The following is a 25,447-nucleotide window of genomic DNA, read 5'->3' on the forward strand; positions in this document are numbered from 1 at the left end:
AGGAATTTACAACTTTTCAGAGAACTTTAAACAAAATCGCAATAAAGAGTTATTAAAAGACATTCTTGACTTCCTTGTGTTATGGTTTGGCGATTTATTATATTTACATCAAAACCCAAATAGGGTTGTTAATATTGACCAGAAGGAAAAACTTCAAAAATTTTACAATATTAGAGAAAATTTTGATAAAGATGTAAGAGAAATCATTTTATTGATTGAGCAAAGTAAGAAATTGTTAGAAGGTCATATTAATTTTGAACTAATTGTTATTGATACCTTTTTTCAGATTTATAATCGGGTTTATACAAACGTTGAACGGTTGCGCAGCTCGAATCGTAATCCGTCAAGCGTTTGCCGTTTTAGTAAGATATTATGAAATTTTACCAAATTATCAAAAAAAAATAAGAAATTCTTTGACATCTAATTCCTAATTTTATAATAAAAGGAATATGGAAAAATAATAAAAATACATAGGAGGAAGAGATGAAAAAGAAAGGATTAACAATTCTTGCCATAAGTGTAATTATGTTTTTAGGCATTTCGGCAACTTTAATTGCACAAAATATGGTAACAAACGGTGACCTCGAATCATGGACTGGTGGAAATCCAGATAATTGGAATCATGTTGAAAATATAGCACAAGAATCAACAAACATTCATGGAGGTACTTATTCTGCAGCACATCAATCAGCTTCAGGTACAAAAGATTTTGGGCACGAGTATATTGCTGGAATAATTGCTGGACATGATTATAATTTGAGTTACTATTTTCTTGATAATGATGATCAGGCAAGAACAAGACTATGGTCAAAATGGAAAGATGATGCTGGTAGCACTGTAGGTTCAACAATCAGTACTGAGTATTCTACTGATAATGCGGAATGGCAACATTACAATAATACTATAACCGCTCCTGATGGAGCAACTCAATTCTACCTTGAAGTAAGAGTTTATAAGGAGTCAAGCGGTGCTTATGGTGGATCTGTCTACTATGATGATTTTTCTTTTGAAGATGCTGGGGGTGCCACGCCCACAATTACCAATGCATATGCTTTAAGTGCAACTGCAGTTGATGTACTCTATAATATTGATTTAACCGCAGTAGCCTCAGCAGATTATACTTTAACAGGCACAGCAACGATTACATTCTCATCTGCAACTATTGATGGCACTAATGCAAAACTCGTTCATCTTACAGGAGCATCAGCAAATATGATTGGAGATATTACACTTGATAATATCTATGATGCAGAAAATGACACAGATTATGATTTCTATGCAGGCATTACACCAATTGCTTTAACAAATACCCTCAATCCTGATGATCATATTGTAAATGGGGAGTTTGCCACTTTCCAGGGAATTGTCTCTGCTAATGATGAATACAATAATGTCTGGGTAAGTGATGATTCTGGACCCTACAACGGTATTTTAATATACGATTACGATTTTGATGGTTTGGTAGCAGTTGGCGATGAGATTCTGTTTATTGCGAAGAGGGATGAATATAATAATCTCACCGAACTAAAAGATCCTATCCTTATCTCAACAATATCAACTGGAAATCTTCCCTATTCTCCAGCAGACATTTCTGGTTCCGATATTGGTAATACTATTGCAGCAAATACAAATCCAGCCGAACAATGGGAAGGACAACTCGTAGTTATCAACAATGTATTAGTTGCCGCCTCTCCTGTTAATAAAGATGACCTTTACATCGGATCAGATGATAGTTGGGCAACAACCTTTGTTATCGGCGATGAGGTTGATTATCAATATGAAAATATTGGACCAATATTAGATGATGCGATTGCTTCTGGCGAACCGATTGATATTAAAGGAGTGGTTGATTGGAATTATAGTAATGAATATTATAGAATCAACCCAAGATCTGCAGCGGATTTACCTGTAGAAGATTATCCCCATACTACTAATTCTTTTGCTCTCTATCAGAACTATCCAAATCCATTTAGTGCTTCTACCACGATTTCGTTTAATTTAGCCACTGATTTACACCCGTCCTCCGCAGTAGCAATGCTACGGAGGGTGGACAGATTAACACAGATAAAAATTTATAACATAAAAGGGCAAATAGTAAAACAATTAAAAATTGAAAATTTAAAGTTGAAAATTAATGAGGTTGTCTGGGATGGAAAAGATGAAAGCAGAAAACAAGTTCCTAATGGTATTTATTTTTGTAGATTATCTTGGGGAGATAAATCAGCAGTTAAAAAGATGCTGCTTCTAAAATAGGTTTATTTGATAAAATATTTTTTTTTCTCCCCATAATCTGCTCTGATACTCCCAATATATTAGTCTCCCCGATTTCATTCAGTCTCGGCGCCCAGACGGAATCGTGTTGGAACATAGTTTTGTATTTATTTTTTACTCTTCAAGTAACTTTTATTTGACAAGATTATTTTAATTCTTATTAAATTGTATTTATATTTTTAAGGACAATATGAAAGCAAGAAAGAAAAAATTCTGTTTGAGTAATGACAATATTTTAATATTCCATTCTACTATTCCTATCCCTGATTTTTCATTTCTAATTTTGCATTTTACATTCTTGGTTTCACCCCCCCCCCCAGAAATTTTCAAATATTAAGACACAAAGAAGATTACCTTATACAATCCGAGACCCTATCCCGGAAATATAAATACTTATTTTACATTGGAAAAAATAAATTCGTTCTCCCCTGTCTCTCCATATCCTTGCTTAAAGGATTGGAGAGACGAACTTATTTTTGCGAAAAAATAAAAAATATAAGGAGAGAAAAATGTTTAAGAAAATCGCAATAACTGCAATCTTGCTTGGGCTGTTTTTGGCAGCAAGCTTGATTGCAGATAATCCGCCAGGTGAAAAGTTTACAGTAGACATATATGTAACTGTACATGTAAATGGCACTGCCGATGTTGATGTTGGATATTTCGATGCTGACCATAATACGCCCTATATGGTAGACCATTACTCAGGTATCCATAATGAAGATGTTATTCATTATCATAAAGATGTTTGGCCACCTAATGATCCACCACCTTATTATGGATTTGCAGAAGGGTGGGGAACATTATATGGTAGTCATGATTATGATGAAGGAATATTCGGTTACCCACTTTACCTTGAATTATGGATAGGTATGGCTTCTCCCGATCCCCAGGATCCTGAAGAATAAGATATCCCTAGGGGGCAGAAGTTTTGTCTTCTGCCCCAATTATAAAAAATAGATAAGAGGACAAAATGACAAAAATAATTTCTTTATTAATAATAGTATTATTATTTACTTACTTTTTTTCTTTTGCTAATGATTTTACTATTGAGAAGATTAATACTTTTGCCTTTGCACAAAATTTTAATACTTCTGAAGAGAGTATAATAATAGAGTATCCATATTTATACGCACTAACTTCTCACGGTTTGGAGATTTATGAAATAATGAATAACGCTCATTTGCAGCAGCTTGCAGTTCTATCAATTAGATCTCCAGATCGCTTTGTTAAAAAGGATAATTTTATTTATATCACTAATCTTCGTAATGATATTTATGATTTATTTCCAATCTGTCTTTATCAAGTTGACATAACGGATAAAGAGAATCCATACATTTACAACGAAATTGAATTTGATGAAACAATTCGTTACTTTATCTTACAAATTTATAATAATTATCTTTATTTATTAAACGGTTACATACCAGACAGAATATATACTATACCTGATTTAGAATTTTTTACCAGTATTCCTGCCTCAATAGATATTGAAAAAATCAATGATTCAATAGGGATAAATATGCCATACGCCAATCTCCTTGATATATATGATGTCTCGGATTTCACAAATATACAACAAATCGGCACGATAGATATGACTCCAATTCATGGCAATTGTGGAACAAGGTATTTTGAAATGTTGAATGATACAATACTAATTGCTGGGGGGCAATCTGCAGTTTCTTTCTGGAATATCTCAGATAGCGCTAATTGGGAGTATATTTCTCATTATGAACTGGATGAGTATATGATATTTGGGAAAAATTTTACGATTATTGATACTTTTTTGGCTCTTACTCGTTTTGATGGTCTGGAACTTTTAGACATATCTGATATATATAATCCACAATCTGTTGATTTTATTGAATATCTGATTTATGGTTTAGCGAGTGCTTCATATAATGACGATTTGTATCTTGCAACTTGGGTAGATGGAATACGAAGATACAAAGTAGAAAACAATGAAATTAATTTTATAGAAAACATTTTTGAATATCCTTACTTCCATTCCGGATATATTTACTCAAACTATCTTTTTGTTCAGACCTTTCATTATGGTTTTTATTTATTTGATATAAGTAATCCTGATGCACCCGTTGAAATTGCCACCAGTCTTTCAAATCCTAATTATAAAGATTTAAAAGGTTATGAAAATCTGATTGTAACTAAAGATTGGACAGATTATAATTATAAAATATTTGATATTTCTGACCCACTCAATCCAGTTCTAATAAATACAATACCAGTAGGTGATTACTATCAGGTAAGTTGGTCTTATTTAAGTTTTGATGATACTGAACTGAATACCGTATATTTTTTTACCGTTTACCCAAATACAATAATAAGAAAATATGATATTTCTGAACCAGGGAACACGATATTACTATTTGAGTATACTGACCTTGATGGGGATAGTTTTTTTGTAAAAAATGGGTATGGATATTTATTGAATGATATTAATAACTACCAAAATTTATATATATTAAATGGGTTATATGAAAATACTCCTTATTTAGCAAATACAATTGACCATTTTTCGGAATATATATATACACCTCTTATAAGACCTTACAACAATTATTTAGGTTTGTTTTATAAGTCTGAATATGATGAAACGAAGTTCTTTAACCTAAATGACCCTCTTATTCCAACCTTTGCATTTGAATTATCTGTGCCTTCTAATTATGCATGTCCAGGAATTTATGATGATATACTTTTCACATCAACCTGGACTTCTTCATATATATATGATATAAGTGGAAATCCATCAGGTATATTGGAAACTATTGATAGTATTAATGGCTTCACATACATCCGCTCAATAGATTTTTATAACTCGGGTGATAATAATTATTTATTTACTATTGAAGAATCTGATATTGGTGTTTTTGAGTTTTCGTATAGTCATTCTGTAGGTGATGAAATTTTAAATCAGGATAACATAATTCTTAACAACTATCCCAACCCTTTCTCCAACTCCACCACCATCTCGTTTTCAGGAACATTGAATTCACATGAATTATCGCAAATTAGGATTTATAATGTAAAAGGTCAGCTAGTAAAGAATTTCGAACTCCGAACTCCGAATTCCGAATTTATGAAGGTTGTCTGGGATGGAAAAGATGAGGATGGAAAATCGCTTTCCGACGGAATCTATTTCTATAAATTAATCAGTAAAAATCAGTCATTAACCAGGAAAATGCTCCTCCTACGCTAAAGTTTACACTCTGTAGTCCCGAATCTTTGGGGCAAGGAGTGGCTTCGGAGGACAGGTCCTCTTACGCTAATCCCTGCCTGTCCTGATTTTTCGGGAATGTATCAGGACGGAGGATAAATGTTGATAAGATAATGTCTTTATCTCATAAAAATAGCCTTGTGCTATATCGGGCAAGGCTATTTTATTTATATTTATGAAAGCAAAATTAAAAGTAATCCTGATAAACCTGCTAATTATTATATGTGCATCTCATCTCTATGCAGATTATTATGATGGCACAGAGGGACTAACCGGGGATTCACTAAAATCAGCACTTCACGACATTATAAAAGGACATACAGAATATTCTTATAGTACTGTAAAAGAAATCCTAAAAGATACTGATGAAGACCCAGGTGATACAAGTAATGTTATATTACTTTACACAGGCTGGTCGCTGCCTAAAGATTCATTTGGCGGTGGCCCATCAGACTGGAATCGTGAACATGTTTGGGCAAAATCACATGGAGATTTCGGTACAGCCCCAGGACCAGGAACTGATGTTCACCATATCAGACCTACTGATGTTACAGTGAATTCAAGAAGAGGGAATTTAGATTTTGATAATGGCGGAATTGAATACATTGACAATGATGGACCAACAGGATGCTGTGTTGATGATGATTCTTGGGAACCACGAGATGAAGTAAAGGGAGATGTTGCAAGAATGATATTTTATATGGCTGTTCGTTACGAAGGAGATGATGGTGAGATAGATTTAGAAATGGTTGATTATATTCCTTCTTCTCCAAATAATGAACCTTATCATGCAAAACTTTCAACCTTATTAGAATGGCATATTCAGGATTCAGTTGGTATTTGGGAACAAAGCAGAAACGAAAAAATTTATGAAAATTGGCAGCATAACCGCAACCCATTCATTGACCATCCGGAATTTGCTGACTTAATCTGGGGAGGAAGTTCTGTTGATGAAATAACTTTTGAGGAATACGGATTGACTGCGTATCCCAATCCATTCAGTACTTCTACTACCATATCCTTTTTCAACACAAAGCCCTCAAAGAACACGAAGATAAAAATTTATAACATAAAAGGACACCTGGTGAAACAATTCAAAAGGCAAAAGGTAAAAGGTAAAAATATTGAGATTGTCTGGAAGGGGAAAGATGAAAATGGTAAACAGTTGCCTAACGGAATCTATCTCTTTAAATTAACTACTAAAGATTATCAATCTGCAGTCAAAAAAATAATTTTAGTAAAATAATTGGAGGAAAAATGGCAAATCAAGGGTATTACCGATTTCCCACTGTTTACAATGACAGTGTAGTTTTCACAAGTGAAAATGAATTGTGGATAGTTTCATCAAAAGGTGGCATTGCAAGGCAACTTACTACAACCCCAGGAATTGCATACTATCCAAAATTCTCCCCTGATGGGAAATGGATAGCGTTCTCAAGCACAGAAGAAGGTCATTCTGAAATCTACATTATCCCATCAGAAGGAGGCACAGCCAAACGACTAACCTTTTTGGGCTCCCATTCTTTTGTTGTTGGATGGAGCAGAGATGGAAAATTTATTCTTTTTGCCAGTAATTTTGGTCAGCCATTCAGAAGATTATTTTACATCTACAAAGTGTCATTGGCGGGTGATTTGATAGAAAAAGTCCCTGTTGGTGCTGCTATGGATATCTCCTATGCCAGGAAGCAAGGAGTTATCATTGGCAGACATACAACTGACCCGGCAAGATGGAAAAGATATCGCGGAGGCACGGCTGGCAAACTCTGGATTGATGTAAATGAAACTGGAAAATTCAAACCATATTTAGAATTAGACACAAACATTGGCAGTCCAATGTGGATAGATGATAGAATCTACTTTATCTCTGACCACGAAGGCATTGGCAACATTTATTCTGCTAATCTTGATGGCCAGGATATTCAAAGGCATACTCATCATTCAGAATTTTATGCAAGAAATGCCAGCACAGATGGGGAATCCATCGTTTATCACTGCGGTGGAGATTTGTATATTTATGATATAAAAAACCGAACCAACAAAAAGATAAATATCAAATATTTCAGTTCACGCCCCCAGACCAAAGCAAAATTTGTTAACGCTGATAAGTATTTGCAGGGTTATGAAATTCACCCTCAATCTGAACATTTAACTTTGAATGTTCGGGGTAAAATTTTCAATATGGCAAGCTGGGAAGGACCTGTTATTCAAAATGGCAACTCATCTGATGCAAGGTATAAGTTTAGTAAGTGGCTATCTGATGGAAAACGAATTGTTCTGGTTTCTGATGAAGGTGGTGAAGAACATATAGAAATCCATTGGGCAACTGAAGAAAAAAATCCTATCAAATTTAAGGATATAGATGTTGGCCAGATTATTGCCCTGGCTGTTTCGCCAAAGGATGATAAAGCAATTTTCTCTAACAACCGCATGGAACTCTTTCTGGCTGACTTGAAAAGTAAAGATGTAGTTAAATTTGATGAAAGTGAACATGGACCAATTGATTATCTTACCTGGTCTCCTGATGGTAAATGGATTGCTTATCGTTTCTGGAAATCTGGAGAGATGTGTTGTATTAAGTTCGGAAACATTACAGATAAAAAGAGATATGAAATAACAAATCCTGTTTTATGGGATTGGGCACCCACTTTTGACCCTGAGGGAAAATATCTATATTTCCTCTCAGCGAGAAAATTTGACCCTGTATATGATAAAATGCAGTTTGAATTAAGCTTTCCCAAAGGAGTTCGCCCTTATCTTATAACACTTGATAAAGAATTAAAAAATCCATTCAAAAAAGTTCCAGATTTGGAAGTTAAAGAGGAAAAGAGCGAAGATGAAAAATCCAAAGATAAGAAAAAAGAAGTAAAAGTTAAAATTGATTTGGAGAATATTATAGACCGTATTATTCCATTCCCGGTTGAAGAAGGAATATATCGCCAGATATCCGCAATAAAAGATAAAGTGTTGTTTTCACTATTCCCGGTAGAAGGCAGTTTGAAGATGAAATGGCCGCCTACAGAACTCCCGGCTAATGGCTCAATCAAAATGTATGATTTTACGAATCAAAAGGAAGAGACGATAGTAGATGGAATCTCTAATTTCGAAGTCGCACGAAATGGCAAGAAACTGGTTTACAGAGCCGGAAATAAACTTAGGATTATTGATGCAGACAAAAAATTAGATGATAAAATGAAAGTAATGGCAAAACCCGGCAAAGAGAGCGGTTGGATAGACCTTTCCAGAATAAAAGTCAAGGTTGATTTAGAAGGTGAATGGCGTCAGATGTATAGAGAAGCATGGAGATTACAGCGAGAACATTTCTGGAATAAAGATATGTCTAATATAGATTGGCAAGAAGTTTATAAACGCTATCTGCCTTTGCTGGGTAGAATCGGAACCCGTGGAGAATTTTCAGACTTGATATGGGAGATGCAGGGAGAACTTGGCACTTCGCATTCTTATGAATTTGGTGGTGATTATAAAAAACCACCGCAGTATAAAATCGGCTTTTTGGGTGTTGATTTTGTATACGATAAAGAGAAGCAAAAATATCGCATCTCTCACATCGTTCACGGTGACTCATGGGATGAGGATAAGGATTCTCCTCTTAATCAACCCGGTTTGTTGGTAAATGAAGGAGATTATTTGCTTAGTATTAATGGAGAGAAATTGGATAAAAATCATTCCCCTTTTCAGGTATTGTTAAATCAAGCAGACAGTGAAGTTTTTATTCGTATTGAAGATGGTAAAACTGGAAAAATCAAATCCTGCTTTGTAAAGGCATTAAAGACCGAAACTCCACTAAGATATCGCGAATGGGTAGAAAATAACAGAAGATTTGTGCATAAGAAAACCAATGGACGCATCGGCTATGTGCATATTCCTGATATGATGCCTCCTGGCTTTGCTGAGTTTCATCGCTACTACCTTAGTGAATTTAATCATGAAGGATTAATCGTGGATGTCAGATTCAATGGTGGAGGTCATGTCTCTTGCTTACTCCTGGAGAAATTAGCCAGAAAAAGAATTGGTTATGATGTCCCAAGATGGGGAAAACCAGAACCATATCCAGCGGAATCAGTTCCAGGTCCTATTGTTGCTTTAACTAATGAAGATGCTGGCTCTGATGGGGATATTTTCAGTCATAGCTTTAAATTGATGAAGATAGGTCCATTGCTTGGCAAACGCACCTGGGGGGGAGTAATTGGAATCAGTGCTCGTTATAATTTAATGGATGGAGGATTGACCACACAGCCTGAATACTCATTCTGGTTTAAAGATGTGGGTTGGGGAGTAGAAAATTACGGCACTGACCCTGATATTGAAGTTGATATTAACCCAAAAGACTATGTGGGAAACAGAGACCCACAACTAAGAAGGGCAGTTGAAGAAGTGGAAAAATTGTTGAAAGAAAATCCACCTCTTAAACCGGATTTTGGCAAGAAGCCGAATCTGGCTTTACCCAAATTACCTAAGTAACCGGTCTACAAACAATTATAAAAAATAAAGGGCGATCCGACAGATGACGGATTCGCCCTTATCTTTTACTGATTACTTTCTTGCGTTATCTCATCAAAATTTATTCTCCATAGCTTCTTGATATCTGTAGCCTTGGCAAAGGATATTAGCGAAGGAGAATCATCTTTTTAATCTCGGATTTATAATCATCTGTTTCAAGACGATAGAGATATATACCATTTGCTACTTTATTATCGTTTGAATCTTTACCATTCCAGATAATTTCGTTTAATCCACATTTTGCATTTTGCACATTGCACTTCTTTACTAATTGCCCTCTTGCATTATAAATTTTTATTCGTGCTTGTTCGTGTTTGTTCGTGGCTAAGCTAAATGAAATTGTTGTAGAAGTTTTTACAGGATTAGGAAAGTTCTGTTCAATAAAATATCTATACTGACTATAGCTATTATCAATTCCTGATGGCTGTGTCCAATCAACAAGTCCGGTTCTTTCTAAATTATACCGATACATAGGCCACATAATAGATGAGTCACTGTAAGCAGGCTTATAATCAATTATGCAAAGTCCATTAATTGTGCCAAACGCAATTTCATAATCTCCATCTTCATCAATATCAGCAATTGATGGGGGAGATTTTATATCATAACTGCAGTAAATTGGAAAATCAGTTACAATTCCACCATTTGATGCAATAGCATATAGGTTTTTATCATTACACCCGAAAATAATATCAAACAATCCATCATCATTAATATCTGCAATAATTGGAGTAGATTCAATTGCCGTGCCAGTATTATATGGGAATCCAGAAAGGATATTACCTGCCCAATCTACAACATAAAGTTTTCCAGTCATAGTTCCAACTACAATTTCTAAATCATCAAAACCGTTTATATCGCTATCATCCAAATTTACTATAATAGGTGAAGTCCTTATCTCTCCGGAAAGAGTGATTTCATTTTCCACAACACCATCTGAAGAAATAATATACACCTTACCAGTAGATGTTCCTGCAACAATTTTATAGTCTTCTTCAAACTTGACAATAGTTGGAGAAGAACGAATTGCTCCAGAAGTTTCTGCTGTCCATATTGTCTCAGCGCTTGTATTTATGCAATATACATTACCATCACTGCAACCGACGAGAATTTCCTTTAAATTATCACCATTAATATCAGCAACAGCGACCCCCACATTCATGTACATAGCACCTGGAAGTGTAACCGGAAAGTTTGGATAATTTGCTCCTGAGGAATCAATTACATAAAGGTCTTTATATGCAGTTTGAAAAATGATTTCATAACTTCCGTTGTTATCAATATCTGAGATAACTGGCGTGCATAAAATATCTCCAGGAGTAGTAAAAGAAAATAATTCATCACCATTAGGCTTTAGCACATTAATATCGTTACTTCTTGAACCAACTACAATGTTGAGCTCACCATCACCGTTGATGTCTGTAATGGCTACAGAGCCATATATTTGACCACCGGTATTAAATGGGAAACCGGTGAATTCATTTCCTGAATTATCACAACAATGAACATTACCGTTTTTATCGCCAAATATTACATCTGTTTCTCCGTTGTTGTTAATATCTACTAAAGCAGGGCATCCTAAAATGCCATTTATAATTTCAATAGGCCATCCAGCTTGATCCAATACTACATCAATGCTGAGATCAAGGTCTGCAGAATAGACGATATTGCTTGTAACTTGTAATGTAAAATCAATTGTACAAACTCCAATTCCATCGTCAAAATCTATACTGACTGGGTCTAATAAATTCAATCCTGAGGAACCTGCTGCAATATCATTCCATGTTCCGATTGAGTCAGTAATAGTGGCACGAGGGTCATCGCAATGTAAGATACCTACTATATCAGTAGCAGTTGCAAAGCTTTCTCTATTAGAGAGTCTTATTCGAAGGGTAATTGATTCTCCTGGATTGACATTTCCATCAAAGTCTCCTGTTAATTCAGCAACGAAATAAGAATCAATTTCAAGGAATGGCAGTTCACCGCCTTCAATGTTCATTACAGCATGATCAACTACATTAAAACCGCTGGGCATTCCACTTGGTAATGAGTACCATCCGTCCTGATATCCACCCCAGCCCATATTTAGGTGGTATGTATCACCTCCACTATCATAACCATCACAATCAATTGCATGCCCAGCACCCCCTCCACCTGAGATCCCCAAGGCAGCTGGACGTCCTCCCATCATATCCCCTTTGAGATAATTGTAAAATTGTGGGTGAGAAGAATAATAGTGTGTCGCTGAATCGTATCCGAATTTGCCCAAAAGGGCGGTTGCTATTTCTGATAATTGTGTGCCTGAACCATTGGCTGAATATTGCATATGAGTTGAAACTCCGCAAGCAAACGATAAGGCTGCTATCATATCATTCGTTATATCATCATTTGTCATATAGCAAGCTCTTAAATCATCTAAATATGTATTCAATGTAGGAAATGAAGGAAAATCATAAGAATTCCAATCATCATCAATATGGATGTTAGGAGTGGTGTATGTAGACCAATAGTCGTCACTATCATCAAAACTTACATCATCAATATATCTATGATAATTGACTATTTGTGCCATAGCTGTTGCGACACAACCGACTACGCATTTTCCTCCATGCTCCGGATCCAAAGGGCAGTAATCCCAATATGGGGAAGGATTTTGATTCCATTGGGTTTCTATCCATCCACCTGTGGGAGTGGTTCCCGGTGCAGGCCATATCTCACGACCTTTAGTTTGAAAAAAGCCAGCATTGCCTTTTTCATAATTAGTCCAAGAAAGATTATTTTTACTTTTAATTTCTTCAGAAGTTAATGGAATAGCTTCCAATCGTAGTTGCATATCTCTTTTCAACATCTGGTATCCAATATTTTGCGGAATGTCCTCAGCAACAAAATCATTACGGAATGAATAAGTAATAACAGGTGTAATATCTGTATCAGTTGAGATAGCAATATAACCTTTTGGGCTTAGGCTGAATACATAGGATAAAATCGTTCCATTTTCATCTTTCAATTTAAAAACATCATCTACGGTATAATCTGTTTTGCCTTTGATTGTTATTTTCATATTTGCAACTTGAGTTGCCATTTCTAAATCTACTGGACTGGCAAATAAGTCTCCAAGTAGAAATAATGTAATTATTAAAAGTCCTAAAAATATTTTTTTCATTTGATACTCCTTTAAGTATTTTTTTCAAAAAAACAAATATAATTTTTTTTGTCAATATTTTCAGATGCAGTTTTAAAAAATTCTATAAAACTAAACACGATTGAATGATTAGATATTCGATATTAGCACCTTTTGATACTCTTCTAAACTATCTAAAATTTTACCGCTACCCATCACAACGCTTGTTAAAGGACTCTCCACAAGTGTAACAGGTAGATCAATAGTTTCTCTAATTTTCTGATCAACCCCTTTAAGTTGTCCACCCCCACCAGTTAAAACAATCCCTCTATCAGCAATATCAGCAGATAGTTCCGGCGCTGTCTCTTCAAAAAGTCTTTTAACCGCATCAACGATTTTTGATATTGTCTCAGATAATGCCTCGCGAATCTCTTCAGAAGATATTTTCATGGAAACAGGAAAGCCACTAAGAAGGTCTCTTCCACGAACTTCCATTGTTAATTCATTTTTAAGTGGATATGCTGAGCCTATTTTTATTTTGATCTTTTCTGCGGTTGACTCGCCAATAAAAAGGTTATGTTTTTTCCGCAAGAAATTAACTATTGCCTCATCCATCTCATCGCCACCAATCCTGATAGAAATATGGTCAACAATATGGGATAATGATATAATTGCAACTTCCGTTGTCCCACCACCAATATCAATAATCATATTGCCACACGGTTCATGAACAGGAAGTTTTACACCAATGGCTGCAGCTAAAGGCTCAGACACCAAGTATACTTTTCTTGCCCCAGAGTGTTCGGCAGATTCTTTAACAGCTCTTTTTTCAACTTCCGTTATTCCTGAAGGAACTGCAACAATTACTCGGGGACGAATCAAAAATTTTTTCTGTTGAGACCGCAATATCAAGTCCCTTAGCATAGCCTCTGTAATTTCAAAATCGGCAATAACTCCGTCTTTCATTGGCTTTATTGCTCTTATTTCTTCCGGTGTTTTGCCAAGCATCTCTTTAGCCTTCTTACCAACTGCAATAATCTTCTTTGTCTCTGCCTCTATTGCTACAACCGAAGGCTCATCTACAACTATCCCGTGCCCTTTAACATATACCAAAGTGTTGGCTGTTCCTAAATCAATAGCAACATCATTTGTCATCCAATTCATTAAATAATTCCAAAACATATTTATTCTCCTGCAACTATTTAGTATCTAATTAACTATCTCATAATCTATTATATTTATTGGGTTCTGAATACTATCGTTAAAAGAAACCAAAATATTAAGCTTCTTTCTGTCACTTATATCTGGAATATTTTCAATATTGCATCTTTCTAATTCCATTTGAGAAACATTATTAATCAAAAAAATCGGCGGACTGTTCTTCTCGCCATAAGGAGCAAAGTTATTAAATATTTTTCTAAAAAATTTTAAATTAAAATTTTCTTTCTGCAATTGATAGTCAATGTATATCTTATGATTTAGATATTCTGTGTTTTGAGGAATTGTTGAATTCTTTTTTGCAATTTCTTCTAATTCCCTTTCAATATTTTTAAATTCACTGGCATAGCATGTAAATCCAGCAGCCCTTTTATGACCACCATATTGAATTAAATAACCTTTAATCTTATTAAAGCTTTTAATCCAGTCAAATTCTTCTGGTCCGCGAGATTCTGCAGATAGAATATTATTATCTCTGGTTGTGAGAACTAATGAAGGTATTCTGTATTTATCTGCAATGTATGAAGCGGTTAGACCAATAAATCTAATCGGAATTTTATTATTCTTATCATAATAAATGAATATCTCTTTATAATCCCGATTATTAAACCTTTCATCAATAAATTTTATTGCTGCTTTGACTTCTTTGTTATTTTTCTCTAATCTTCTTTGCAAGATATTATATTTTTCTTTAACTTCAGACAAACAATTCGCTAAAAGAATTTCTACTCCTAAATGATTGCCATTTTTCTCTCTTCCTGCTGTAATTAATTTAATTAGTTTGTTAAAAATTTGAGACTTTGATAAATTTCTGTTTAGTTCAATAAAATATCCTATAAAGAGGTTCTTTGATTTCTCAATATTCTCAATCCGCCAATTGGCGGATGCAAATATTCTATTATCATCAATCAATGGCATTCTATCAGCAATAGTTCCGATTCCAGCTAAAATGGGATATAAATAATCAAATGATAAACCTTTTAACTTCTCAATGATTTTTACAATATTATACACAACTCCAACTCCAGCTAACATATTAAAGGGAAAATTATCATGCCGAGGCAGATCCTTCGGACAATCTTTTCTTTTAGGATTAACAACTGCGAAAGCATCAGGTAATTTGCGAAAGATTATATGATGGTCTAAAACTATCGTATCAATACTATGTTTGTTAAAGAAATCTATTGCTTCAATATCATTAATTCCAATATCAACAGTTATGACTAATTTGGCTTCATCTTTTAATACTTTATCTTTGAAATTCTTCTGAATTCCATACCTTTCATACTCTCTGTTTGGAATATAATAAAAATGGTTTCCTGAACCAAGTTTGGTAAGAAATTTATATAATAAAACTGTACTTGTTACTCCGTCCACATCGTCGTGACCAAATATGAATATCTTTTCTTTTTTCTCTACAGCAGATATTATTCTTTTCGCAGCCTTCTCTCCATCAGCAAGCAAAAAAGGATTACTAAGTTTATCAAGAGTTGGAAAAAGAAACTTCTTATAATTAACAATACCTCTGCCAAGCAGTATTGATTTTTCAATATCCTTGTCTTGATAAGAATTGATAATCCAATTTTCTTTCATTTTTACTTTCTATTAGCCACAAAGTCACTAAGAATTTTTATTGTAATGAAAAGATATTATTATTATTTTATACCTTTGTGACTGAATATTAAAAAGATAATCCCAATTACCGATTAATCTGGGACTTTATATTTAGAGTCCATCTCGGGAATTTTTTTATCTTTTCTTAATTTTTTTGGATTTCTCCACAAATCCACAGAAGAAAAACCGATTGACAACCTTATAAACTCATCCTGATAATAATTTTTTGAAACATTCCCTCTAACTCCCCATATTACTGCAAGACTTACCTTTCCTTTATTTTTTACTTTCAAAGGAATATCAAAACCTAATGTTAAGGCTTTTTCATTTATAAAATTATCATCATTTTTACAGGGTAACTGCTTATAATATACTCCTAATCTTGTAGGAACTTTCCAGAGTAATTTTCTATACGGAAGATATGATATTCCTAACGAAACGAATTTACTATCTCTCTCATCCATTCCTGAATAGGTTGAATTTTTCCAAAAAGAATGCCTGTAATTAGTTTCTGCATATAAAAAGTCTGTAATTTTGATGCCCATTCCCAAACCAATTTGGGATGGAAACTTTATTTTTTCCTTACTTACTTCAATAAAATCAAAATCAGGCTCATATTGAATAGTATGTTTTCTATTTGAATTCATATTTAATGTACTTTCATAATAACCAGCAAAAGAGAATTTGGAAAGAGGAATCGCAAGACCCAGAGAAAAATTTGCACAGTCATATTTTTTTTCAATACTTTCAAGATAGTCTTCAAATCCACTTTCATCAAAATCAATAGATATCTCGTTATTTTCATTACCGAAATTGTAATTTAAATTTACACCAATTAAGATCCCCGAGTTGTTCAGAAATTTTATTTTCTTTGAGAATGATATCCCCATCTGATTTATTGAACCTGTCCTATTTTGCTCTGTAGATATATTACCAATATTCTGAATTGTAATATCCTTACTTGTTTCTAATCCTAATTGATATTTTGAGAGAAAATTAAATCCCAAAAATGTAGTTTTATTAACAGGAATAATAATTTTTATAAATGGAAAATTAGAAATTTTGTCTTTGTATTTACTATTATCGTCTTTAAAATAATTGTAACCAAAAATCAAATTTGAGGAAAAGTTGGCTTTTGATACTGTTCCATTTAACGCAGGATTGCAAATTGAAAAATTCTTTCTAAATATAGAACAGATGCCTGTCTGTCCCATCCCTTTAGAATAATTATCTAAACCAAAATTTTCTTCTACAAATCCTTTTGATGAAAAAATAGAACTTGATGAACATATAGTTGATATAAAAAGTAATATCAACACAAATATTAATTTCTTCACTTTTAATCCTCTCATGCCAAAGGCAGATTATTCAGATAAAATTGGCTTTGTATATGTTATTTTCATTAGTGGCTTTATATCTTCACAAAATTTTAGATATGAAAAATCTTTATTTTCAGTGGTTGATTTTATCAAAGATTGGTTATTTTCCAATTCTCCTCTTGTATATCCTTGAATGATTCCGGTAATATTTATTTTTAGCAAATCATCATCCGAATGAAATTCCGCTTTTTGACATCCAGAAATATATTCATAATCAATATTTGTAGTATCAGAAATATAATATGCTTTTAATCCTAAATATGAATCAGAAATAAATGATGAATCTATCATTGTAGAATCAAAAATAATTTCAGCTTTGTTTACTGTAATTTTTTCAAACTCATCAGAAGATAGTCCAAGTGTATCTGAATTAATATTAAAACTAAAAATAGTTCTTGTCGGATATAGATTCTGGATTATCGGGAAATTTAGAATTTCAGTATAATAAATATTTTCATCATAACCGATAAAAGTATCTTCGGAAACAATGTATATTTTTGTTGTATCAGTACCAGATGAATCAGTATAGCTAATTTTTAAATAGGGATAATCACTGGTTTCAGAGGAATAGAATTCAATAAAATTATATTCCAAATTTCCATCACATTTAAGCATTATACCAAAGTTTGTTGAATCTGATTCTACCCAATTTATTACTAATGTGTCTGAAATAGTAAATGATAAAGTATCCTGACTTTGTAAATTCTCAAATGATATATTATAGTCTGTTTCCTGAAAATTAGTAGGAAAATTTAAACTATCCCAAATTACAGAATTTTCATTCCAGTCTTTATTTACTTTATAGACTTTTATATCAAAATCTTTAATAGAATTGAATAATTTTTTCTTTTTTATCACTATTTCACATGAGTTTATATTGACTGTATCAATCCAGCTCGTATCTGGCAAGTTTTTGAATTTTAAGAGACTTCTTACTTCAACACCGTTAAATTTTCCAACAATCAGTTTACTATTGTCTTGATAATTTGAAGAACCACTAATATAAGATTTTATAAAACTTACAGAATTGGAAAGTGTATCTGTAGTAATTTTATTTTCTATTTCCTCTTCAAAACCAAGAAAATTCTTTTTTTGTGAACAGGATGAAGTAAGTAATAATGTTAATATAATTGTTAAAAAAGTAATTTTTATTTCATTCATATTCATTTTAACCTACAGGTATTTATTAATTAATAAATTAGTAGCAAAAATAGTCTTTGTGGATATGTGGAAAGAGACTAAAAATTTATTGATAATAGACAAGTTATCCATTTTTTTAAGTGGATAGTTTTGTTGATACATTTTTTTTATTCACAATAAGAAATATTTGTTTCATCTGAACATTAAAAATTGTTGATTATTCACAGAAACTAACAGGCTATGTGAATAGATTTGTGAATAAGTCAATAAACAAATTTTTAAAAACCATAAAGACAGGAGAGATATTTTATTCATTAATATTTTCAATTATTTTATTTACTTTTGATTTAAGATTTGGGTCACTGACAAGTTTATTTGAGATAATTTTTTTTGCATGAATTATTGTAGTATGGTCTTTTTTATTATAATGATTTGCAATTTCAAGAAGTGAGATATGTGGTATCAGTTTAGCAGATATATACATAGCTATCTGACGAGGGAAGGCAATCTCTTTTTTTCGGGTGGGTTCTTTTATCTGATTTTTCCCAATTTCAAAATATTTTGCTACCTCCTCTTGAATTATATCTAAAGTAATGGGTTTTTTCGTACTTGTTATTAGGTCTGTAAGAATTTCTTTTACTTCATTAATTGTAATTTGGTATGGCTTTATATTTTTGTATGAAGCATACGCTAATATTTTAACAAGCGAGCCTTCAAGTTGTCTTACATTATCATCAAAAGTATTGGCAATAAAATCGATAGCTTCATCTTTTAGAGTAGCATTTTCTTCTATACATTTTTGTCTTAGAATTGCCACACGGGTTTCGAAATTCGGTCGTTTTATATCTGCAAGAAGTCCCCATTCAAAACGGGAAACCAACCGTTCTTGCAAATCTTGTATTTCATTTGGAGGACGGTCACTTGTAAGAATAATCTGTTTTTTTTCATTGTATAGTGTATTAAATGTGTGAAAGAATTCCTCCTGACTCCCTTCCTTACCAGCTAAAAAATGAATATCATCAATCATAAGGACATCAAAGTTACGAAATTTTTTTTTGAAACGAACAGTTGTATTAGTTTGAATAGCAAAAATCATTTCATTAGTAAAATCTTCAGAGGCAATATACAAGATGTTCATCTTCCTTTTCTTATTATTTATTATAAAGTTTCCAATTGCTTGCATAAGATGAGTTTTTCCAAGACCTACGCCGCCATAAATAAAAAGTGGGTTGTAAATTCTCCCAGGTTTATCAGCCGCAGCCTGAGCAGCAGAATAAGCAAAGTGATTATTATTTCCAACCACAAAGCGTTTAAATGTATATATTTTATTCAAACCAGATTCTTTAGTATAATCTGTAACGCTTTTCAAAGTAGTTTTTTTCTTGTTATTAGATGACCCGATGAAATCAATTTCAATGTTTTGGGCCGTTAGATTGTAAGCTATTTCTTGTAATAAAGATTTATAATGTTGTTCAAGCCAGTCTGCGAAAAATTTTGTCGGGGCTCTAACTGTAAGGGTATTATTAACAAAGCTAAATTCATTTGTTTTTTCAAACCATGTTTTAAAAGTTTGTGAATCTACCTGCTTTTTTAATTCAGGTAAAATTTTTTCCCACATACTATTTGATTCTGCCATATATTCACAGTTTTAGAATGTGTAACTCAATGAATTAAAGTGAGGTAGTTTTGAAACAATAATTTTTATCCACATACTTATCAACATTTTATCCATATCTGTATCTCGCATCCCTATAAAGAATTATACGAAAAAACACCAATAGCAAATAACAGTTATTCACATTGATGAAATTCTAACCTAGAAATATTTGACCAAAATAAGATATGTTTATTTTATGGTGTCAACAAAAAACAAAAATCTTGACACTAAAAACATTTTATAAGGATTGTAAATTTTAATTTTTCCAAAGGATATTCCTCTGGGAGATAGGAGGATTTGTTGTGAAAAGAACTTATCAACCACATAATAGAAGTAGAAAAACCACTCACGGTTTCAGAAAAAGAATGAGGTCAAAAGGTGGGAGAAGAATCTTCAACCGAAGAAGGGCTAAAAGAAGAAAAAGAATATCTGTATAGTAAATTGGTTCACCCCGTTAGATATTTATGTTTTTATATAAATATTATATTATCAGCAATTAGTGGATATAAAAAAGAGTTATAAATCTTTTTATAAATTATCTAACGGGGTAAATTAGTTAATTTATCTATTGTGAAAAGTGTAAGAAAAAATCGTCAATTCAAGCAGTTCAAAGAAAATGGTAAAAGGTATAACAAAAGATTTTTTAGTCTTGTTGTGGTTAAAAATAATGATTATGGTAAGACAGATTTTGGGCTTGCGGTTATTACCTCTAAAAAAATTGGCAATGCAGTAAGAAGAAATAAAATTCGTAGATGGATAAAAGAATATTTCAGAAAATCAGAAAATTGTATACCATTCAACATTGATTATTTGGTTATTGGCAAAACAGGAATTTTTGAGTATGGTTATGAAAATATTATAAGAGATTTGGAAAATGTTATTGAAAAAATTAGAGAAATTTATTTGTAAGATAGTTATAATAATAATAAGTATTTATCAGAAATATGTTTCACCAATGTTTCCTGATACCTGCAGATTTGTGCCGTCTTGCTCTACTTATTCTAAATTAGCATTTGGAAAATATGGCGTATTTAAGGGTTTTTATCTGTCCTTTTGGAGAATATTAAGATGTAACCCATTTTGCGAAGGAGGCAGAGACCCTTTACCGTAAAGGATAAAAACTATGAATAAAAGAACAATACTTGCACTCATACTTATATTTTTTGTATTCTTTATAAGTAATAAATTAATTTGGAAGGAACCTCCACAAAAACAGTTTACTAATGAGCAAGCACAGAAAGCTGTTGTTGAAAAAAATGTAAAGAATAACGAGATATTACCTACAAAATTATCAACTTTGAAAAAACAAAATGAATATTTTAATGATATTGAACTCAACGATAATATTGTTTTAGAAAATAATGCAGTTAAAGTTGTTTTTACTAATCAAGGTGGAAATATCAGGCAGATTTTTTTAAAAGATGTTATGATGGAGGATAAGAGAACACCTGTTGAATTGCTTTTGTCAGACAAGGGTTTATTAAATATTAAGTTCATTACCGAGTCAGATAGTATGAATTTAGCAAATCATAATTTTTCATATAATCAGGATGGTGATATAGTTGAATTTTTCATACAATCAGAAGGCAAAAAAGTTATTCAAAAAGTGTTTCGGCTTAAAGAGAATTATAACCTTTCTATGAATCTCAAGATTGAGGATTTTGGCGTGATAGATTCATATAATTTAGGGATGGACACAGGAGTATATTTTGATTATAAGGGTGATAAGAGATTTAAAAATTATATTAAAGAAGTATCACAAGTTGATAATAAAGTTGTAAAAGTTGGATTAAAAAATGCTCTTAAAGAGGAGAGGTTGTCAGGTAATATAGATTGGACGGTTGTAAAGTCAAAGTATTTTATGTTAGCAGCAATTCCAGGCAGGCGTGTAGATTTAAGGGAAATTTCTGTCTCTGCTGACAATAACTCATTAAAGCAAATCGCAAAAATAGAAGTTTCACGAGTAAAAGTTGATGATAGTTTTGATTTTTATTTCGGTCCCGTTGATTATGAGAATCTACGAGCTTATAATATTGGCTTGGAAAATTCTATGGAATTTGGATGGAAATTAATAAGACCAATCAGTAAATTGGTTTTAAAACTTCTGATGTTTCTTTACAAAATTATTCCTAATTATGGTATTGCAATAATAATAATGTCAATTATGATAAAAGTTATATTTTATCCTTTAACGCATAAGGGTATGAGATCTACTCATAAGATGCAGAAGATACAGCCATTAATTAAAGAGGTTCAATCTAAGTATAAGAATAATCCGCAAAAAGCTCAGAAAGAAGTAATGGCTATTTACAAGGAGCATGGTGTAAGTCCATTAGGAGGATGTTTACCACTTCTTTTGCAAATGCCAGTTTTCTTTGCTCTATATCCTGTTTTTCAATCAACTATTGCTCTTAGGCATGCAGAGTTTGCCCTCTGGATAAAAGACTTGTCAGTTCCAGACCCATATTATATTTTGCCAATTATTATGGGTATAAGTATGTTTTTACAGCAGAAATTGATGTCGCCTAAACCGAGTTCTAATATGGATGAAAAGCAGTTAGCACAAATGAAAACACAAAAGATAATGATGTATGGAATGCCGATATTTTTAGTATTTATTTTTAAATCACTTCCTGCTGGTTTAGTGCTTTATTGGTTTTCATACAATTTACTTTCCATTTTTGAACAAATAGTGATTAAAAAGGGCACAAGAGATTTGGTCTCCCAGAAGAAATAGTTTAGGTTTAATTTTGCATTTTTTATTTTTCATTTTGAATTTAATTGTAGGGGTATGCTAAGCGGGAAGCCAGCGGTGTCCTGTAACCTGCAATCCGCTATAGCAGGGCTGAATTCCTTTCTGCGGGATTTGATGGCTGAGTTTTCTTTTATGCAAGTGATATTGATAGTCAAGTCTAACGCAATCTCAAACTGTGAACCTTGTCAGGACCGGAAGGTAGCAGCAATAAGCAGTCAGTCGGATGTGCCCTTAGTAAACTTGGCTTGAGTTAACTACATAAAAGAGCTTGGAATAGAATCACAAAGATAGGTGCATACCCCTTTTAAAATTTCAAATATCAAATTTCAAATGACAAATGAACGGAAAATGAGGAGTTAAATTTTTTCTAATGAGATATCAGCATATTTTTGGCCCAGTCCCTTCCCGCAGATTGGGAATATCACTCGGTATTGACCCTATTCCATTTAAAACCTGTACATATAACTGTGTCTATTGTGAATGTGGAGGAACAACAAATTTAACAATTGAGCGAAAGGAATATATTCCAATAAAAGACATAATTAATGAATTGAAAGATTATCTCGACAAAAACCCCAAATTGGATTATATTACTTTTTCCGGTTCTGGTGAGCCAACTTTAAATATAGGTATAGGAAAAATCATTGAATTCTTAAAGAGCAATTATCCTTATTATAAAATTGCAGTTTTAACAAACGGTTCTTTACTATTTGAAAAAAGTGTGAGAAATGAAATAATCGGTGCAGATTTGGTTATGCCTTCTTTGGATGTGGTTTCTGAGCAAGCATTTAGGCGAATAAATAGACCTCCCAAAAGTTTAGAAATACAGAAAATTGTCTCTGGATTAATAGAATTCCGCAAAGAATTTGAAGGGCAAATTTGGTTGGAGGTATTTATAGTCCCTGGGCTTAATGATACAGATAACGAGTTGAAATTATTGAAAGATGCAATTAAGAAGATTAAACCTAACCGTGTGCAGATTAACTCTCTTGATAGACCAGGAACAGAGAATTGGGTCCAGCCTGTTAGCAAAGAAAATATGGAAAGGATTGTTTCACTCTTTCAGGATTTACCTGTTGAAATCATTGCGAACTTCAAACCAAGGGAACAAATTGCCAGTTTTGACTTTAATATAGAAGAGCGGATATTAGCCACGATTAAAAGAAGACCTTGCACAGCCGAAGATTTATCAGAAACACTTGGAATTCATATTAATGAAGTAAATAAGTATTTGCAGACGCTTCTAGAGAGAAGAATAATAGAAAGTCAGAATTTAGAGAGAGGGGTTTTCTTCAAGACTATAAAGGATGGAAAATAGGAAACAACATAATGATTAAAATTTAAAATGAATCTCATAATCTGGTTCAGTTTTCTTTTATCTTTAACACTAATGATAATAATCGCCCGAAAGAGTATCTGGCTTGGTTTTATTATCGGTGCTCTGGTGCTTGGCGTATTCAATCTTAGTTTTAAAGAAATATTAGTCCAAACCCAAAAGACTATAACCAACCCATCAATCTTGTTGCTCGCACTTGCTGTTGGGCTGATTCCACTCATTGGCGGAACGTTAGAAATTTCTGGACTTATGGATGACCTTGTTAATAATCTTAAAATGAAAAGGAAATCATTTCTTATGTTTGGTCCAGCGTTTCTTGGAATGTTGCCAATGCCCGGAGGTGCTTTGCTTTCTGCTCCATTAGTTTTAAGAGCTGGTTTAGATATATCTGATGAGCAATTTTCATCCATAAATGTTTGGTTCAGGCATACACTTCTCTTGATTTATCCACTTGGTGCTTTGTTGGTAACGACCAAGATGGCAAATCTTAATCTTTATACTGCGATGTTATGCCTTATTCCTGGATTTCTTCTGATGGTTTTTCTCGGTTATATTTTTTTGTTGAAAGGAATTAAGGGCAACCTTCAAAATAATAATAAATCCAATATAAAAAAACTTCTTGTCCCAGTTGGAATAATCCTATCTGCTCCAATTATTCACATCATTTTAATGAGTATTTTTAGAAATCTTATTCCTGAGATACCTCTTTTAGTAGGTGTTTTGACAAGTCTTATTCTTGCTTTTTCCTTTGGAAAACTAAATTTTAAAAAGGTAATTCCCATTTCAATAAAGATGAAACCATGGAAATTTTTTCTAATAATTATCGGAATGTTTCTCTTTCTGAATATATTTCAGATGTCAAATATATCAAAAGTTATAGCTGATATAGTATTTTGCAAAAGTTTTTTAGTTGTAGGGATTGCTGCATTCTTGGGTTTTGTAACAGGTAGGGTTCAGATGCCTTTTGCAATATTATTGCCTATTTATTACTCAAAGTTTGGAAGTGGGGCAATGACATATTTGGTTTTTGCCGTGATGTTTTTTTCTACTTTTATGGGATATATTATTTCTCCTATACACCCTTGCGTATCTGTTTCTATTGAATTCTTCGGTTCAACATTAAAGGATTTTTTTAAGAGAGCAATTTTGCCTGCTGGAATATCATTGTTTGTTGCTCTTATCATATCTATAGTTTGTGTGTGA

The 25,447-nt window shown here is 32.9% G+C and carries 18 protein-coding genes, 1 other RNA gene and 1 pseudogene; 14 read left to right on the forward strand and 6 right to left on the reverse strand.

Annotated elements, in window-relative coordinates:
* The 7 genes and pseudogenes from U9R23_04970 to U9R23_05000 form a co-directional block, all read left to right on the forward strand.
* Positions 1-376, forward strand: a 376-nt coding sequence (locus U9R23_04970; protein MEA3475774.1) for a hypothetical protein, incomplete at its 5' end; no start/stop codon positions are given.
* Positions 377-483: 107 nt separating this feature from the next.
* Complete coding sequence (locus U9R23_04975; GenBank protein MEA3475775.1) at positions 484-2,253, forward strand: T9SS type A sorting domain-containing protein; 1,770 nt, start codon at positions 484-486, stop codon at positions 2,251-2,253.
* A 527-nt stretch (positions 2,254-2,780) separates the two neighbouring features.
* Entirely contained in the window at positions 2,781-3,176 is a 396-nt protein-coding gene (locus tag U9R23_04980; GenBank protein ID MEA3475776.1) for a hypothetical protein, read from the forward strand.
* 65 nt (positions 3,177-3,241) lie between these two features.
* Positions 3,242-5,488 (forward strand): T9SS type A sorting domain-containing protein, encoded by a 2,247-nt coding sequence (locus U9R23_04985; GenBank protein ID MEA3475777.1) that lies wholly within the window; start codon positions 3,242-3,244, stop codon positions 5,486-5,488.
* Positions 5,489-5,753: 265 nt separating this feature from the next.
* Positions 5,754-6,440, forward strand: a pseudogene (locus tag U9R23_04990) (endonuclease).
* 42 nt (positions 6,441-6,482) lie between these two features.
* On the forward strand, positions 6,483-6,752 hold the full coding sequence (locus U9R23_04995) for a T9SS type A sorting domain-containing protein (protein ID MEA3475778.1): 270 nt from the start codon (positions 6,483-6,485) through the stop codon (positions 6,750-6,752).
* 11 nt (positions 6,753-6,763) lie between these two features.
* The gene (locus U9R23_05000; GenBank protein ID MEA3475779.1) at positions 6,764-9,985 is read left to right on the forward strand and encodes a PDZ domain-containing protein; all 3,222 of its coding nucleotides are present in this window, start codon (positions 6,764-6,766) and stop codon (positions 9,983-9,985) included.
* Positions 9,986-10,130: 145 nt separating this feature from the next.
* Here U9R23_05000 and U9R23_05005 read toward each other — a convergent pair whose 3' ends face one another.
* The 6 genes from U9R23_05005 to dnaA all read right to left on the reverse strand — a co-directional run bounded on the left by U9R23_05005 (position 10,131) and on the right by dnaA (position 20,132).
* Positions 10,131-13,187 (reverse strand): C10 family peptidase, encoded by a 3,057-nt coding sequence (locus U9R23_05005; GenBank protein ID MEA3475780.1) that lies wholly within the window; start codon positions 13,185-13,187, stop codon positions 10,131-10,133.
* Between the two features lie 108 nt (positions 13,188-13,295).
* Positions 13,296-14,327, reverse strand: a complete 1,032-nt coding sequence (locus U9R23_05010; protein MEA3475781.1) for a rod shape-determining protein — start codon at positions 14,325-14,327, stop codon at positions 13,296-13,298.
* 27 nt (positions 14,328-14,354) lie between these two features.
* Positions 14,355-15,956 (reverse strand): DHH family phosphoesterase, encoded by a 1,602-nt coding sequence (locus tag U9R23_05015; GenBank protein MEA3475782.1) that lies wholly within the window; start codon positions 15,954-15,956, stop codon positions 14,355-14,357.
* A 113-nt stretch (positions 15,957-16,069) separates the two neighbouring features.
* A complete protein-coding gene (locus U9R23_05020; protein MEA3475783.1) occupies positions 16,070-17,314 on the reverse strand; it encodes a hypothetical protein in 1,245 nt (414 codons plus the stop codon).
* A 27-nt stretch (positions 17,315-17,341) separates the two neighbouring features.
* Entirely contained in the window at positions 17,342-18,523 is a 1,182-nt protein-coding gene (locus U9R23_05025) for a DNRLRE domain-containing protein (GenBank protein ID MEA3475784.1), read from the reverse strand.
* 280 nt (positions 18,524-18,803) lie between these two features.
* Entirely contained in the window at positions 18,804-20,132 is a 1,329-nt protein-coding gene (gene dnaA, locus U9R23_05030) for a chromosomal replication initiator protein DnaA (protein ID MEA3475785.1), read from the reverse strand.
* 323 nt (positions 20,133-20,455) lie between these two features.
* Between dnaA and rpmH the strand changes: the two genes are divergently transcribed.
* The 7 genes from rpmH (at position 20,456) to U9R23_05065 (ending at position 25,447) form a co-directional block, all read left to right on the forward strand.
* Positions 20,456-20,590 (forward strand): 50S ribosomal protein L34, encoded by a 135-nt coding sequence (rpmH, locus tag U9R23_05035; GenBank protein MEA3475786.1) that lies wholly within the window; start codon positions 20,456-20,458, stop codon positions 20,588-20,590.
* Positions 20,591-20,723: 133 nt separating this feature from the next.
* Positions 20,724-21,062 (forward strand): ribonuclease P protein component, encoded by a 339-nt coding sequence (rnpA, locus tag U9R23_05040; protein ID MEA3475787.1) that lies wholly within the window; start codon positions 20,724-20,726, stop codon positions 21,060-21,062.
* A complete protein-coding gene (yidD, locus tag U9R23_05045) occupies positions 21,028-21,264 on the forward strand; it encodes a membrane protein insertion efficiency factor YidD (protein ID MEA3475788.1) in 237 nt (78 codons plus the stop codon). The genes rnpA and yidD overlap by 35 nt, the downstream gene beginning before the upstream one ends.
* A gap of 12 nt (positions 21,265-21,276) precedes the next feature.
* Positions 21,277-22,890: a membrane protein insertase YidC gene (gene yidC / locus U9R23_05050; GenBank protein MEA3475789.1), complete on the forward strand. Its 1,614-nt coding sequence runs from the start codon at positions 21,277-21,279 to the stop codon at positions 22,888-22,890.
* Between the two features lie 52 nt (positions 22,891-22,942).
* Positions 22,943-23,207: signal recognition particle sRNA large type (gene ffs / locus U9R23_05055), an RNA gene on the forward strand.
* 71 nt (positions 23,208-23,278) lie between these two features.
* Entirely contained in the window at positions 23,279-24,226 is a 948-nt protein-coding gene (locus U9R23_05060) for a radical SAM protein (GenBank protein MEA3475790.1), read from the forward strand.
* Between the two features lie 27 nt (positions 24,227-24,253).
* Entirely contained in the window at positions 24,254-25,447 is a 1,194-nt protein-coding gene (locus U9R23_05065; GenBank protein MEA3475791.1) for a DUF401 family protein, read from the forward strand.

Source organism: Candidatus Cloacimonadota bacterium (genome assembly GCA_034722995.1).
Lineage (GTDB): Bacteria > Cloacimonadota > Cloacimonadia > JGIOTU-2 > JGIOTU-2 > JAGMCF01.